Source organism: Pontibacter rugosus (genome assembly GCF_042678745.1).
Taxonomy (GTDB): domain Bacteria; phylum Bacteroidota; class Bacteroidia; order Cytophagales; family Hymenobacteraceae; genus Pontibacter; species Pontibacter rugosus.
The window spans coordinates 1-14965 of record NZ_JBHTLD010000126.1 but is presented as its reverse complement, the minus strand read 5'-3'; the positions used below and the strand labels follow the sequence as shown (position 1 = coordinate 14965).

The following is a 14965-nucleotide window of genomic DNA, read 5'->3' as shown; positions in this document are numbered from 1 at the left end:
ATTACTATGTTTTAGTGGACATTTTCTTTATAGATCCCTATGGCAAGAATTAGTATAATTTTACTCCTTTGTCTCATAGCCTGCTCTATTCCTGCGCCTACACTAGCACAGGTTCAGCCTACTTTTGACAGCGACACGGTTTACTTCACCACGAGCCGAAAGAAGATCGTAATGCCCTTCAAGCTGGTTCATAACCTTATTATCATTCCGGTAAAAATCAACAACTCCAGTAGTCTGAATTTCATACTGGATTCAGGGGTGCAAAACACGCTGATTACCAAGCTGAACTTTACAGATTCGCTGAGCCTGCACGATGCAAAAAGAATAAAAATCCGTGGTTTAGGGGAGGGGCATAATATAGAAGCTATTTACAGCGAAGGCAATAGATTAACTATACCAGGCATCAAAGGCAAAAACCAGGCAGTGTACGTTTTAATGGAAGATGTCTTTAATATCTCAACACGTATGGGCATGCCGGTTCATGGCATCATCGGGTATGATATCTTCAAGAATTTTATCGTAAAGATAAACTACCACAACAAGACTTTAACACTGTACAGGCCAGACTATAAAATAAAGAAAAAGCGTAAATCCGAAGAGTATGTGATTTCTATAGAAGACACCAAACCCTACCTGCATGGAGTTATAAAGCAGCACAATGGTGATTCTATCAACGTCAAACTTATTGTAGATACTGGAGCCAGCCATAGTCTATCGTTGTACCTGCCCACTGATGAGCGACTCATGCTGCCGCCCAAGGTGATGGAAGCCTACCTCGGTCGTGGCCTTAGTGGTGATATAACAGGTAAAATAGGAAGGTTGAATGCCTTCAGGTTAGGCAAGTATGAGCTGGAAAACCTGACTGTATCCTATCCCGATACAGCCGCTATAAGACTGGCGCTAAACATAGCAGACAGAAACGGAAATCTGGGATCTGATATTCTAAAGCGCTTTACCGTGATTTTCGATTATCCGCACAACAGAATGATTTTGCAGGCCAACAGTAAGTATAAAGACCCTTTCCAGTACAACATGGCAGGTTTTGATGTGAGCACACCTTTACCGGGTACTAATTTCTATACTATCACGAATGTAGTAGAAAATTCTCCAGCCAAGCAAATAGGGCTGCAGGCAGGCGATCAGCTGCTACTCATCAATGGCCGCGACTGCAAAGAGCTGAAGCTGCAGGAGTTACTGGAGCTCATGGAAAGTCGGCCGGGCCGTAAAATTAAACTGAAGATAAAGCGGAATAACACAACGCATACTTTAAGTTTCGTGCTTCAGAGCCGCATCTAGCTAGCTAAATAGATGAGTGTGTATTCATCTCCTGCATATCAAAGTATATCTGCAGCAATAACAGTAGAACTGCCAGCACAATTAAGAAAAGCGCTGTATAGATTCTGGCTTTTGGAATAGGTTTATAGAAAGCATTGCCTTTATCATCTACCTGCTTGAATCGCAGATCAGACAATATCAACCCGTTCCCGAAACTTAGCCAAATAGCAGCTGACAGTGCCTCTCGTGATAAAAATAAGGAGACCATTCCGATAGCTGAAAACAGAATGCCGATAATTACTCTGATTGAAATATTGCCCATTTATGCCTTGGTTAGACCAAGGCAAAGGTATGACATTAAGTATAAACAGATAAAAGCTATTGCTCATTTTTACTCATCAGTTTTTATGAAATTAATAATACCGGGATTATGTTGTTTTTTTTGTGGGTCAAAAAAGAAATTTGAAGCATCATTTGGAAATACAAAAACAATTATGAAACATTTGCACTACACAAAAGGGTATAACTGAACCCACCATTGTTTAACTGAAATGAAAAAAAAGGCATTGTTATCATCTAATATGATAAACCATTCTCCAGCCATGGAGCATGCGGCTTTTTCTGTCTCTACAACAGAGATAGTTTTTAGGGCTATGATAGCTGTAGTCCGCTACAGGCGCTAGCCTACAGCCTATCCGACTGCCTATGTGGTGGTCATACTTCCACCATTATTATAGAATTACGCGTTGCTATCGGTTTAGCCTGTAAGCTACTAACCATTTTCGCTGTTTTCACACTTTTATTTCTGGAATTATATATCAGCTGTGCCTGCCATAGGGCAGCTATAGTTTTCTAAACGATGAATCAACCTGCATTTAACGTGATGGTTGCAGAAGGGCAGCATATTATCTATGCACTGCAAATCTGCAACGAAATGGAGTCTTCTGCTAAGGCACGCGGCACCGGCATAGCCAAGCGTTCGCCTGATTATATTGCGCAGAAGATGCTGGAGGGAAAAGCTGTAATTGCTTTGCATCAGGATGGTTCCTGGGCTGGGTTCTGCTACATCGAAACATGGAGCCATGGAAAGTATGTAGCTAATTCAGGCCTTATTGTATCGCCTGAGTTGCGTAAGAGCGGCTTGGCACGCCAGATAAAACAAAAGGTGTTTGAACTATCGCGCACCAAATATCCTGATGCTAAAATCTTCGGGTTAACAACAGCATTGGCTGTTATGCGCATTAATTCTGGCCTCGGCTATAAGCCAGTTACCTATTCTGAGTTGACAGATGATGAGGAATTCTGGAAAGGCTGCCGCAGCTGCGTTAATTTTGAAATTCTGCAGGCCAAAGGCAGAAGCAACTGCCTCTGCACAGCTATGCTCTTTGACCCGGCCAAGGATAAAGACTTTATTCCACTGCCACTAGTGCAGAAAGAGGAAAAGACAAAAGCACAAACCAGTGTAACGGGGCGATGGCTACGCCACCGTCTTCGGCCCGGACAAGAACCAGATATAACAGCCTCAGAACTCACAACAGTACAAGTATAGTTTATCATCAGTAACGATTCTTTTAATATGAAAAAAGTGGTTTTAGCCTTCAGTGGCGGATTAGACACCTCATACTGTGCCATATACCTGGCGCAGGAACTAGGCTTGGAAGTACATTCTGCTATTGTGGATACCGGCGGCTTCACCCAGGTAGAGCTTCAAGACATAGAGCAAAGAGCTTATGCCATGGGTGTGAAAAGCCATACGCACCTGAACGAGACTGACAACTTTTATAAAAGCTGTATCCGTTACCTGGTATTCGGAAACGTACTGAAAAATAACGTATATCCTTTAAGTGTAAGCGCTGAGCGTGTAACACAGGCTATTGCCATTGCCAACCATACTAAAGCCATCGGAGCTGACTTTGTAGCCCACGGCAGTACAGGTGCCGGCAACGACCAGGTGCGATTTGATATGATCTTTCAGGCGCTGATTCCGCAGGTAGAGATTATCACCCCAATCCGAGATAAAAAACTGTCTCGTGAGGAAGAGATTTCTTATTTAAAAGAGCACGGTGTTGAAATGGATTTCCAGAAGGCACAGTATTCAATCAACAAAGGTATCTGGGGAACATCTGTAGGAGGGAAAGAAACCCTTACGTCGCACCTGCCATTGCCGGAAACTGCTTTCCCGACACAGCTAAGTAAACATGAGCCGGAGCGTGTAACCCTGCAATTTGAAAAAGGAGAACTTACAGGTATAAACGATCAACTGTTTGCTAATCCGGTAGAGGCAATTCAGCACTTGCAGGAAATAGCTGCCCCTTTTGCCATTGGCCGTGATATCCACGTGGGCGATACCATTATAGGCATCAAAGGTCGGGTAGGTTTTGAGGCAGCCGCACCCATTGTAATCATCAAGGCGCACCACACGCTAGAGAAACACGTGCTAACCAAGTGGCAGCTATACTGGAAAGACCAGCTATCGGCCTGGTATGGCAATTGGTTACATGAAGGACAGCTGCTGGACCCTACCATGCGCGATATCGAAGCATTCCTTGAAAACACACAGCAGAATGTAAGCGGAAAAGTACACGTATTGCTGGCTCCATACCGTTTTCAGGTAGAAGGTATCGAAAGCGCTCATGACCTGATGAGCGATAAATTTGGCAGCTACGGAGAGATGAACCGTGCCTGGACTTCTGATGATGTAAAAGGATTCGCAAAGATCTTCGGCAACCAAACTAAGATATACCATAACGTAAACAGCACACCAGAATGGGCGGAGTAAGTATAAATGCAGGCATAGTAGGAGGAGCCGGGTATACCGGAGGAGAACTGATACGCCTGCTGCTCAACCACCCGCAGGTGCAGCTCTCTTTTGTGCATAGCAACAGCCAGGCTGGCAAACCAGTGCATGCGGTGCATACCGATCTTTTAGGTGATACCGATTTATACTTCACCGATACGCTTGATCAGGATGTGGACGTACTTTTTTTATGTGTGGGGCATGGTGCTGCAAAAACCTTTATGGCAGAGCAGCAGTTGCCGGTAAGTATTAAAATCATTGATTTAAGCCAGGACTTCCGATGGAATGAAAGCTCGAAGTCTGATGCCGTAAGTGCCTATGACAGAGTATTTGTATATGGCCTTCCAGAGCTACAGCGTCAAGCCATTGTTAAGGCTGAGAATATTGCTAACCCTGGTTGTTTTGCTACTGCTATTCAGTTAGCACTTTTACCATTGGCCAAGCAAAACCTGCTTGCAGCAGAAATTCATGTAAGCGGCATAACAGGCAGCACGGGAGCAGGGCAAAGCCTTAGTCCTACATCCCACTACAGCTGGCGAAGCGGTAACCTGTCTAACTACAAAGTGCTAAGCCACCAGCACCTGCACGAAATACGCCGCACCTTACAAGGGCTTCAGGAGCAGGCTTTACCTGATATCAACTTTGTTCCGTATCGCGGCCCCTTTACAAGAGGTATACTTTGCACCAGCTATACTCGTTTCTATCAAACGCTGGAGCAGGCGCAGGAGCTTTATACTACGTATTATGCTAGCCATCCTTTTGTGCACATCAGCACCGATACACCTGATTTAAAGCAGGTGGTCAATACAAACAAGTGCATTCTTCATTTGCAGAAAGAAGGAGAATACCTTGTCATCACAAGTATAATTGACAACCTGCTGAAAGGTGCGTCAGGACAAGCTGTGCAAAACATGAACCTGCTATTCGGGATGCCTGAGCAGCTGGGCTTACAGTTAAAAGCAACTTCTTTTTAATAGTATAAAACTATGCATTACAGCACGATGTACGTCGAGTACTTTATTTATTGTTTAACTTCCTACATCTAAATTATCAACAACAGATATGAATCTTTTTGATGTTTATCCGCTCTTTGATATCACACCTGTTCGGGCACAGGGCGCTTATGTCTGGGACGACAAAGGCAAGCGCTACCTAGACCTTTATGGCGGCCACGCCGTTATCTCCATCGGTCACAGCCATCCTCATTATGTTAAGCGCCTGGCGCGCCAACTCTACGACATAGGTTTCTATTCTAACTCGGTACAAGTGCCGCTGCAACAGGAGCTGGCTGAAAAGCTAGGGCAGTTAAGCGGTTACCACGACTATAGCCTGTTTCTATGTAACTCTGGTGCAGAAGCTAATGAGAATGCTCTGAAGCTTGCTTCTTTCCATACAGGTCGTAAAAAGCTGATTGCGTTCAAGGGTGCTTTCCACGGCCGCACATCAGCTGCCGTAGCCGTGACAGACAATGCATCTATCCAGGCCCCGATAAACAAGACAGATAACATCATTTTTCTTCCTTTTAATGATATAAAGGCATTTCAGGATGCTATTAAACAGCATGGCGCTGAAGTTGCCGCTGTAATTGTAGAGGGTATTCAGGGAGTAGGTGGAGTACAAGTGGCAGATGCTGGTTTTCTAAAAGCACTGGAGCATGGATGCAATCAGTCTGGAGCTTTATTGATTCTGGACGAGGTGCAGTCAGGCTACGGACGCTCTGGTAACTTCTTTGCCCACCAACATGCCGCTATTAAGCCGCATCTGATTACGGTTGCGAAAGGAATGGGCAACGGCTTTCCGGTTGCAGGCGTTTTAATTAGCCCTGAAGTAGAAGCAAAGCACGGCTTGCTGGGCACTACCTTTGGAGGCAACTACCTGGCATGCGTTGCGGCATTAGCTGTGCTGGAGGTAATGGAAGAGGAAAACCTGATGCAGAATGCACACCAGATGGGCCAGTGGCTAATGGATGAGCTAAAAAAGCTGCCTGGTGTAAAAGAGGTTCGCGGGCAAGGGTTGATGATCGGTATTGAGCTGGATAAGCCTTGCGCGGGCATCAGAAAGCAACTACTGGAAGAATATCAGATTTTCACTGGCTCATCATCAGATAAAAACACACTGCGCCTGTTGCCACCACTTTGCATCAGTGGTCGTGAAGTACAAACTTTCCTGGAGGCGTTTGAAGGGATTCTTTATCACACAGAAGTACAATCAAATTAAATGAAAAAATATACCTCAGTACAGGATGTTGACAACCTGGAAGGGCTTGTACAGGAAGCCTTGCACCTGAAAGAGAATCCTTACAAGTATAAAAAGCTTGGCGAGAATAAGACGTTAGGCCTTATTTTCCTGAATCCGAGTTTGCGCACCCGCTTAAGCACGCAAAAGGCGGCGCAGAATCTGGGCATGAACGTAATGGTGATGAACCTGGATAAAGAAGGCTGGGCACTGGAAACAAAGGAAGGCGCCATTATGAATGGCACAACAGTAGAGCACATCAAAGATGCCGCCGCCGCCATGGGCCAATACTGTGATATCATAGGCATACGCTCTTTTCCAAAGCTGCAAAACCGTGAAGAAGATTATAACGAAGAACTGCTGCAGCAATTTATCACTTACAGTAAAGTTCCTATCGTTAGCCTGGAGTCAGCCACACGGCATCCGCTGCAAAGTCTGGCTGATTTGTTGACTATTACCGAAAACAAGCCTGCTGGAAAGAAACCAAAGGTTGTTTTAACGTGGGCACCGCATATTAAATCAATACCACAATGCGTGGCTAATTCCTTTGCCGAGTGGATGAACCAGGCAGATGTGGAGTTGGTGATCACACACCCGGAAGGATATAGTTTGGCAGATGAGTTTACCGCTGGAGCTACTGTTACAACAAACCAGGATGAGGCACTGCAGGACGCTGATTTTGTGTACGTGAAGAACTGGTCGAGTTATGAGGACTATGGCAAGGTATTAACTGACGGAAATGGTTGGATGATGACGAATGAGAAGCTGCAGAAAACCAATAATGCCAAAGTAATGCACTGCCTGCCAGTGCGCCGCAACGTGGAGCTGAGCGACGAGATTCTGGACGGGCCAAACTCGCTTGTGCTGGAGCAGGCAAACAACCGTACCTATGCAGCCCAGGCTGTGCTTAAGCGCATGCTGGAAACCATGTAATGTAGATTAAATTGAAGTTACGAACTAAGGTAGTTAAACTTTAAAGCACAGTATTTTAATTTAACTCAAAGCTAAAAGTTCTTCCGAAAGCTTCATTTGTCTTTTGTCAAACAGTCCCTTATCATATATATGATAGTAGTTAAAATAGGCGGAAATATTTTAGATACTCCGGAGCGGCTTCAGCGTTTTTTGATTGATTTCGCAAAGCTTCCGGGGCCTAAGTTGTTGGTGCATGGCGGAGGGAAAATTGCCTCCGCTATTGGCCAGCGGTTGGGTATAACGCCTAAAATGGTGGAAGGAAGAAGAGTTACAGATGCTGAAACTCTTGATCTGGTTACGATGGTTTACGGCGGCTTGGTAAACAAGCAGGTGGTGGCACAGTTGCAGGCTTTGGGTTGCAATGCCATTGGTCTTACCGGCGCGGATGCCAATCTTATACTTGCCACAAAAAGACCTGTAAGAGAAGTGGATTATGGTTTTGCAGGGGATGTGGCAGGTGCACCTGATATAAATGTGCAGGCGCTGGAGGCTTTTTTCTCTGTTGGCCTAACTCCTGTTTGCGCCCCCTTAACACACGATGGGAAGGGAAGCATGCTGAATACCAATGCTGATACCATCGCTTCTGTGTTGGCCACAGCACTTGCCCCTAAGTATAGTGTAAAGCTGGTGTATTGTTTCGAGAAGAGAGGTGTATTACAAGACCCGGAAGATGATGCCTCTGTGATCAGGCATATCGATAGCCAGAAGTATAGCCACCTTAAAGCAACTGGAGTAGTATCTGCAGGCATGATCCCTAAACTTGACAATGCTTTTGCAGCGCTTGAGCAGGGCGTGGAGCAGGTCTTGATCTGTGAGGCAGAGGCACTTGCCTCTTTAAATCAGGATAACTTCAGCGGTACTACCCTTAGCATACTATAATGGATATCAAAGCTTTATATTCTAAATCAGAAGCCTTACTTCAGCTACTCATCAGCACTCCTTCATTTAGTAAAGAAGAGGCGGGCACTGCTGCTGTACTTGTTGATTTCCTCAAAAAGCAGGGAGTTAAGACGCATCAGCAATTAAACAATGTATGGGCTTTTAACAAGCACTATAACGCTGATCTGCCGACACTTTTACTTAACTCTCATCACGATACAGTTAAACCTAACCCCGGCTATACACGTCCTCCCTTTGAACCAAGTATAGAAGACGGGAAGCTGTATGGACTAGGCAGCAATGATGCCGGGGGATGCCTGGTAGCACTGTTAGCTACATTTTTATACTTCTACGAGCGCGAAGACCTGACGTATAACCTGGTTTTCGCAGCAACAGCAGAGGAAGAGATCTCCGGCAGAAACGGTATAGAGCTTATACTTCCAGAACTTGGAACTTTAGAAGCGGCCATTGTAGGCGAGCCCACAGAAATGCATCTGGCGATCGCAGAGAAAGGCCTGCTGGTGCTGGATTGTATAGCGAAAGGCAAAGCGGGGCATGCCGCCCGCGAAGAAGGCATCAATGCTATTTACGAGGCGCTGCCAGCAATCGAGTGGTTTAAGAGCTACACATTTGCTAAGCAGTCAGCGCACCTGGGGCCTGTTAAAATGAGCGTTACTATGATACAGGCAGGGGCACAACATAATGTAGTGCCTGACAACTGCCAGTTTACAGTAGATGTAAGACTAACCGATGCCTATACTATGGACGAAGTGTTAGCTGTTATCCGGCAGCATGTGGCGGTGGAAGTAAAGCCAAGGTCTGAGCGATTAAAGCCCTCAAGTATAAGCATTGATCATCCTTTAGTTAAAGCAGGAATAGAACTTGGCCGCACTACCTATGGATCTCCTACTACTTCAGATCAGGCGCTTTTGCCCATCCCTTCGCTCAAGCTGGGTCCCGGCTTTTCAGGGCGCTCCCATATGGCTGATGAGTATATCAACCTACATGAAGTAGAGGAGGGCATCAGGCTTTATATTGCACTTCTGGAGAAAGTGATACTTAAGAACAGCTAAAGCAGCAGGTATATACTTGAGCTGTTCGCTTTCTTTAAGTATACTTACATTGCTTCTCACTATTCATTCATCATTTATTATACCAAATGAAACTTTGGCAGAAAAGTACGGCAGTAGCCGCTGAGATAGAGAAATTCACTGTTGGGCGTGATGCTGAGTTGGATTTGCAACTAGCGCGTTTTGATGTATTAGGCTCGCTGGCGCACATACAGATGCTGCAAAGTATAGGGTTGCTTACGCAGGAGGAGCTGGAGATACTGCAGGCTGAGCTCAAAAATATTTATAAGCGTATTGAGGCTGGCGACTTTACTATCGAAGCCGGAGTAGAGGATATCCACTCGCAGGTGGAACTGGAGTTAACGCGCCGCGTTGGGGAGGCTGGCAAGAAAATCCACAGCGGTCGCTCCCGCAACGACCAGGTGTTGGTGGATTTAAAGTTATACTTCCGCCACCAGCTACAGAATATAGTGCAGGAGGTGCAAGTCTTCTTTGAGGTGCTTCAGGCACAGAGCGAGAAACACAAGCAGGTGCTGTTGCCGGGTTATACGCACCTGCAGGTGGCCATGCCGTCCTCATTTGGATTATGGTTCGGGGCCTACGCCGAAAGTTTAGTAGACGACATGCAAATGCTGCTGGCCGCTTATAAGATAGCAGATAAAAACCCCCTTGGCTCTGCAGCCGGTTATGGCTCTTCTTTTCCGCTTAACCGCCAGCTGACAACAGACTTGCTGGGATTTGAGTCTATGAATTACAATGTGGTGTATGCACAGATGGGGCGTGGTAAAACAGAGCGTACCGTGGCAACTGCAATGGCAGCTGTAGCAGCCACTCTTGCCCGCATGAGCATGGACCTATGCCTCTATATGAGTCAGAATTTCGGCTTTATTACCTTACCCGTACATCTCACGACTGGCTCCAGCATTATGCCGCACAAGAAGAACCCCGATGTGTTTGAGTTGTTACGTGGTAAGTGCAATAAGTTGCAGGCTTTGCCAACCGAGATATCGATGCTGCTGGTAAACCTGCCTTCTGGTTATCACCGCGACCTGCAGTTGCTGAAAGAAAACCTTTTTCCTGCCTTTGCAGAGCTCAAAAGCTGCCTGCAGATGATGGCCTATATGGCAGAGCAGGTACAGGTGCGAGCAGATATTTTAGACGATGATAAGTATAAGTACTTATTTAGTGTAGATGCAGTAAACGAACTGGTGCTGCAGGGTGTGCCTTTCAGGGACGCTTACAAAACGGTAGGTGAAAGCATAGATTCTGGTACTTTTACACCGCCGGCAGCCGCCACACATACACACGAAGGAAGCATAGGCAATCTGTGCAACGACGAAATAAACAAGCAGATGCAACACCTGCTACGTACATTTAACTTTGAGCGGGTGCAGCAGGCATATACTTCCTTAACTGCTGAATAAGTATCCGTAAGTATGGAGTTTGCTTGGTGTCTTACCTGATTAGGCTTCAGGCAAACTCTTTTTTTACTTATGCTGCATGCAATAGACTGTATTACTGCGCCTGCACATGCGTTGTTGCAAAGCTTCAGTAACTTTAGACATCAGTTCAGATGAAACTTCTGGTATTTAACCTCTTTTATTTTGCGGGATGTCTGCAAAAGTGTTCCTATCAGTAATGCAAAGATAACAGCAAGTGCAATAACGAGATAGGAGAGTGTTTTTAAAGATTTCATTTGCCTGTCTGCGTCTTCGTATAGCTCCTGCCCAACCGACTCCTGCAATTCGCTTAAGGCATGCAAAGGCTGCATCAACTCCTGAAAAGCAGCAAGCCATTGCTGCTTGTACAAGTTACTAGCCACATGTTTCTCGCCAGCCGAACTATGTAAGAGAATCTTATTCTTTAAAAGATGAAGCTCCTTCTCTGCTTTCAGATATTGCTGTAAGTCCTGCTGCTCCTTGGCTGTAAGTTGGGTAGCGCTATACTTAGCAACCAGCGAATCTATTTCCTGCTCATTCTGGCTTAGCTGCACGCGGATAGTCTCCTGTTGAAGTCTATCCATCAATGAGATGTGCTCTTCAAGTAACAGCCGATTTTGGTAATACCTTTCCTGTATAGCAGATATATCAAGGGCAGGCACCAGCCTATCCACATAAACTGACTTAAACTGAGAGCCCACCACAGTCATACTATAACTCACAAACCAGTTGGCGAGCACCGTTATCAGGATGATAGCACCAAGGGCTAAGGCAATTTTATTGCGTTGCTTAATCTTGAAACTCCAGCTCATTGGTTGAGGTGTTGATATAGTAGTAAGATAAGCAATTTTACCTTAGATACCAATAGCTCTCTTAACGCATGTGCAGCTATCGGTATAGTTAGGTAACATCTTTGAAAGGTGCAAATATTAAACTTATCTGTAGCGTATAAAGTGCTCGATGTAGTTCGAGTTCTAAACCCGCTGACTTGTGATACCAATAAAGATTCACACACAACCCGACGACTCTACTTGCGGACCTACCAGCCTGCATGCCGTGTACCGATATTTTAAAGATACCATCTCTTTGAGCGAAGTTATAAAAGAGGTGCCTTCCTTAGATGAAGGAGGAACATTAGAGGTGCTGCTGGCATGCCACGCCTTACAGCGGGGATACCAGGCCCGGATTTATACTTACAATATGTTCATCTTCGACCCGACCTGGATTGGCCTCGGCAACGAAGAAATCATTCTTAAACTGGAAGAACAGCTGGCATTTAAAAAGGGAAGTAAGTTTCATAGGGCTACGCATGCGTACATAGAATTCTTGCGGTTGGGTGGTGAGCTTCGCTGCCGGGACCTCAACAAGAACCTGCTGCGGGAGTACTTTGATATAAATGTTCCGCTCCTGACGGGACTTAGCGCCACCTACTTGTACCAGAGCGCCCGGGAATTTACAAACGAGGAGGGCAACTCGGTTTACGATGATGTACGAGGGCTGCCAATGGGGCACTTTGTAGTGCTCTGTGGCTTTTCGGAAGATCAGAAATCCGTTGTAGTGGCAGACCCTTATCCTGATAACCCATCTTTTCAGAACAACTACTACGAGGTGAAGACAACTCACCTGATTAATTCCATTATGCTCGGTATGGCCACTTTTGATGCTAACCTTCTGGCTATCCAACCCAAAAAACTTAATTCAGAGCTAACTTAAACTATGCGAAAAATTGTAGTGGTAGATCATTCCAAAGACTGGGACGAAGCCATTGAAGATACGGAGGTAGTAGATGCACAGACTTACCTTACCGATACCTCTTACACAGACATCCGCAACGCGAGGGTATTTAATCTTTGTCGCTCTTATCGCTATCAGAGTGCCGGCTACTATGTATCGCTGCTGGCGGAGGCAAGAGGCCATAAAGCCATTCCCAGCGTTACCACCATGCAGGACCTGAAAAGCCCTACCATTGTGCGGGCTATCACAGTGGAAATAGAAGAACTTATTCAGAAAAGTCTGGCTGGCCTTAAATCCAAAAGCTTTACGCTCAGTATGTATTTTGGGCAAAATGTAGCGGCAAAGTATGAGAAACTCTGTAAAGCGCTGCACGATCATTTTCAGTCACCGTTACTGCGCGCTCAGTTTGTGTATAAAGACAGTTGGGTGCTGCAAAGCATATCTGCCATACCTATCAATGAGGTTCCTGCTGCACATCACCGGTACCTGAAGCAGTTTGCTAAAAGCTATTTTGCCCGGCACCGTTTTACAGGTGCACGGCTTTCCCGCAAAACATACGACTTAGCCATACTTGTAGACCCACAGGAAAAAGCGCCACCTTCTAATCAGAAAGCAATCCAGCATTTTGTTGAGGCAGCCGAAAGCCTGGGGTTTTATACCGAGTTAATTACCAAGGACGACTACCGTCGGTTAGGAGAGTTTGACGCTCTCTTTATCCGGGAGACAACAGCCGTAAACCACCATACTTACCGCTTTGCCAGAAAGGCCTTTGCAGATGGGTTAATCGTAATTGATGACCCTGCGTCTATACTTAGGTGCACGAACAAAGTATACCTGGCAGAGCTGCTTACCAAGGCTAAAGTTCGCATTCCTAAAACCATGATCATACATAAGGATAACCGCGATATGGTAGAGGCGGAGCTAGGCTTGCCTTGTGTACTGAAAAAGCCGGACAGCTCTTTTTCGCAGGGCGTTGTAAAGGCTAAGGATCAGGAAAGCCTTATAAAAGAACTGGATGAGATGCTGGCTGATTCAGAGCTGATTATTGGGCAGGAGTATACTCCAACAGATTTTGACTGGCGCATAGGAGTTTTAGATAAACAACCGCTTTATGCCTGCAAGTACTACATGGCCAAAGGACATTGGCAGATCTATAACTGGAATGGCAAAAAGAAACAGGACGAAGAAGGGGCAGATGAAATTGTGCCTTTTGAACAAGTACCTTTCCATGTGCTGCATACCGCACTAAAAGCAGCCAACTTGATTGGAGACGGTCTCTATGGCGTTGACCTGAAAGAAATAGACGGCAAGGCCTATGTGATTGAAGTAAACGATAACCCAAGTATAGACGCTGGCTGTGAAGATAAAATCCTGAAGAAGGAGCTTTATATTTCTATCATCAAGTCTATTAAGAAGCGTATCGATCACCTAAAAAACATTCAAAGCAATGACTAGTCTGAAGCAGCCCTTACACCTGTTTGAGGCCTATGGGGTAGAGATGGAATATATGATTGTGCACCGCCACGAGCTGCACGTTATGCCCATCTGCGATAAGCTTATTTACGAAGAAGTAGGGGCTTACCTGTCTGATGTTGAATTTGGTGACATTGCCTGGAGCAATGAACTGGTGCTGCATGTAGTAGAGCTGAAATCACAGAAGCCAACGGCAAGTCTGGCGCACCTGCACAAAGCTTTTCAGGCACATGTACAGAAAATAAACCACCTATTGGAGAAGCATGATGCCATGTTGCTACCTACAGGCGCGCACCCGCTCATGAATCCATATACCGACACTAGGCTTTGGCCACACGAGCACAATGCAGTATACGAAGCTTATAATCGTATTTTCGACTGCCGTGGGCACGGATGGGCAAACCTGCAGAGCACTCACCTCAACCTGCCTTTTCAGGGAGACGAGGAGTTTGGAAAACTACATGCCGCCATCCGGGTGGTGCTGCCTATACTTCCAGCCTTAAGTGCTTCCACGCCTATTCTGGACGGCACGATCACTGGTTTTGCAGATTCGAGATTAGAGGTGTACAGGCATAACCAAAAGGAAATACCAAGTATAGCAGGTAAAGTTATACCTGAGGCAGTGTTCTCTAAAGCTGCTTATGATCAACAGATTCTGCAAAAAATGTATGCAGCCATTGCAGACAGAGATCCCGAAGGCACGCTGCAGGAAGAGTTTCTGAACTCCAGGGGAGCCATTGCCAGATTTGAGCGTGGCGCCATCGAAATACGTGTGCTTGATTTACAGGAAAGCCCTTTAGCTGATGTAGCCATACTGCAAGCTGTAGTTGCCTTGATCAAAGCACTCGTTGCTGAAAAGTGGGTGCCAATAGAGCAACTCAAGCAGTTTCATGAAGACCAGTTAGCAGCCATTTTTCTGGAGGTAGTGCGGCAGGGGGGTGATGCAGAGATTAAAGACCAGCAACTGCTACAGGTTTTCGGCCGAAAAGACACCTCATGTACGGCTATGAAGCTTTGGAATTACCTGATAAAAGAAACTTTAGAAATAGATGATGACCCTGAAGTAGCTAATGCTCTACGAGTTATACTTA

14 protein-coding genes are annotated in these 14965 nt (G+C 45.6%); 12 read left to right on the top strand and 2 right to left on the bottom strand.

Features of this window, described 5'->3' with window-relative positions; all coding sequences use genetic code 11:
- The first annotated feature begins 39 nt into the window (after positions 1-39).
- Positions 40-1296, top strand: a complete 1257-nt coding sequence (locus ACFQ2O_RS13655) for an aspartyl protease family protein (protein ID WP_377528537.1) — start codon at positions 40-42, stop codon at positions 1294-1296.
- A gap of 4 nt (positions 1297-1300) precedes the next feature.
- Here the strand turns inward: ACFQ2O_RS13655 and ACFQ2O_RS13650 are convergent, their stop codons facing one another.
- The gene (locus tag ACFQ2O_RS13650; protein WP_377528535.1) at positions 1301-1597 is read right to left on the bottom strand and encodes a hypothetical protein; all 297 of its coding nucleotides are present in this window, start codon (positions 1595-1597) and stop codon (positions 1301-1303) included.
- A 537-nt stretch (positions 1598-2134) separates the two neighbouring features.
- On the opposite strand from ACFQ2O_RS13650, the gene ACFQ2O_RS13645 reads away from it, so the two are divergent.
- The 8 genes from ACFQ2O_RS13645 (at position 2135) to argH (ending at position 10652) form a co-directional block, all read left to right on the top strand.
- Positions 2135-2824 carry a GNAT family N-acetyltransferase gene (locus ACFQ2O_RS13645; RefSeq protein ID WP_377528533.1) on the top strand — a complete coding sequence of 230 codons (690 nt, stop codon included), beginning with the start codon at positions 2135-2137 and terminating at the stop codon, positions 2822-2824.
- Between the two features lie 27 nt (positions 2825-2851).
- A complete protein-coding gene (locus tag ACFQ2O_RS13640; protein ID WP_377528531.1) occupies positions 2852-4054 on the top strand; it encodes an argininosuccinate synthase in 1203 nt (400 codons plus the stop codon).
- Positions 4042-5046 (top strand): N-acetyl-gamma-glutamyl-phosphate reductase, encoded by a 1005-nt coding sequence (gene argC, locus ACFQ2O_RS13635; protein WP_377528529.1) that lies wholly within the window; start codon positions 4042-4044, stop codon positions 5044-5046. Before ACFQ2O_RS13640 ends, argC begins: the two co-directional genes overlap by 13 nt.
- An 88-nt stretch (positions 5047-5134) precedes the next feature.
- Positions 5135-6289, top strand: a complete 1155-nt coding sequence (locus ACFQ2O_RS13630; protein WP_377528527.1) for an aspartate aminotransferase family protein — start codon at positions 5135-5137, stop codon at positions 6287-6289.
- Positions 6290-7240 (top strand): acetylornithine carbamoyltransferase, encoded by a 951-nt coding sequence (locus ACFQ2O_RS13625; RefSeq protein WP_377528525.1) that lies wholly within the window; start codon positions 6290-6292, stop codon positions 7238-7240.
- Between the two features lie 129 nt (positions 7241-7369).
- A complete protein-coding gene (gene argB / locus ACFQ2O_RS13620) occupies positions 7370-8158 on the top strand; it encodes an acetylglutamate kinase (RefSeq protein WP_377528523.1) in 789 nt (262 codons plus the stop codon).
- Positions 8158-9231, top strand: coding sequence for a M20 family metallo-hydrolase (locus ACFQ2O_RS13615; RefSeq protein ID WP_377528521.1), 1074 nt, complete (start codon positions 8158-8160; stop codon positions 9229-9231). Before argB ends, ACFQ2O_RS13615 begins: the two co-directional genes overlap by 1 nt.
- A gap of 86 nt (positions 9232-9317) precedes the next feature.
- On the top strand, positions 9318-10652 hold the full coding sequence (gene argH / locus ACFQ2O_RS13610) for an argininosuccinate lyase (protein ID WP_377528519.1): 1335 nt from the start codon (positions 9318-9320) through the stop codon (positions 10650-10652).
- A gap of 140 nt (positions 10653-10792) precedes the next feature.
- On the opposite strand, the gene ACFQ2O_RS13605 is transcribed toward argH, so the two are convergent.
- Complete coding sequence (locus ACFQ2O_RS13605) at positions 10793-11479, bottom strand: MCP four helix bundle domain-containing protein (RefSeq protein ID WP_377528517.1); 687 nt, start codon at positions 11477-11479, stop codon at positions 10793-10795.
- A gap of 178 nt (positions 11480-11657) precedes the next feature.
- On the opposite strand from ACFQ2O_RS13605, the gene ACFQ2O_RS13600 reads away from it, so the two are divergent.
- The 3 genes from ACFQ2O_RS13600 to ACFQ2O_RS13590 all read left to right on the top strand — a co-directional run.
- On the top strand, positions 11658-12380 hold the full coding sequence (locus ACFQ2O_RS13600; RefSeq protein WP_377528515.1) for a peptidase-C39 like family protein: 723 nt from the start codon (positions 11658-11660) through the stop codon (positions 12378-12380).
- A 3-nt stretch (positions 12381-12383) separates the two neighbouring features.
- On the top strand, positions 12384-13856 hold the full coding sequence (locus ACFQ2O_RS13595; protein ID WP_377528513.1) for a RimK family protein: 1473 nt from the start codon (positions 12384-12386) through the stop codon (positions 13854-13856).
- Positions 13849-14965, top strand: a 1117-nt coding sequence (locus tag ACFQ2O_RS13590) for a carboxylate-amine ligase (RefSeq protein ID WP_377528511.1), incomplete at its 3' end; no start/stop codon positions are given. The genes ACFQ2O_RS13595 and ACFQ2O_RS13590, both read left to right, overlap by 8 nt.

Coding starts and splice junctions, on each gene's coding strand:
- ACFQ2O_RS13655 (WP_377528537.1), top strand. CDS start 40: ATGGCAAGAATTAGTATAATTTTACTCCTTTGTCTCATAGCCTGCTCT.
- ACFQ2O_RS13650 (WP_377528535.1), bottom strand. CDS start 1,597: ATGGGCAATATTTCAATCAGAGTAATTATCGGCATTCTGTTTTCAGCT.
- ACFQ2O_RS13645 (WP_377528533.1), top strand. CDS start 2,135: ATGAATCAACCTGCATTTAACGTGATGGTTGCAGAAGGGCAGCATATT.
- ACFQ2O_RS13640 (WP_377528531.1), top strand. CDS start 2,852: ATGAAAAAAGTGGTTTTAGCCTTCAGTGGCGGATTAGACACCTCATAC.
- argC (WP_377528529.1), top strand. CDS start 4,042: ATGGGCGGAGTAAGTATAAATGCAGGCATAGTAGGAGGAGCCGGGTAT.
- ACFQ2O_RS13630 (WP_377528527.1), top strand. CDS start 5,135: ATGAATCTTTTTGATGTTTATCCGCTCTTTGATATCACACCTGTTCGG.
- ACFQ2O_RS13625 (WP_377528525.1), top strand. CDS start 6,290: ATGAAAAAATATACCTCAGTACAGGATGTTGACAACCTGGAAGGGCTT.
- argB (WP_377528523.1), top strand. CDS start 7,370: ATGATAGTAGTTAAAATAGGCGGAAATATTTTAGATACTCCGGAGCGG.
- ACFQ2O_RS13615 (WP_377528521.1), top strand. CDS start 8,158: ATGGATATCAAAGCTTTATATTCTAAATCAGAAGCCTTACTTCAGCTA.
- argH (WP_377528519.1), top strand. CDS start 9,318: ATGAAACTTTGGCAGAAAAGTACGGCAGTAGCCGCTGAGATAGAGAAA.
- ACFQ2O_RS13605 (WP_377528517.1), bottom strand. CDS start 11,479: ATGAGCTGGAGTTTCAAGATTAAGCAACGCAATAAAATTGCCTTAGCC.
- ACFQ2O_RS13595 (WP_377528513.1), top strand. CDS start 12,384: ATGCGAAAAATTGTAGTGGTAGATCATTCCAAAGACTGGGACGAAGCC.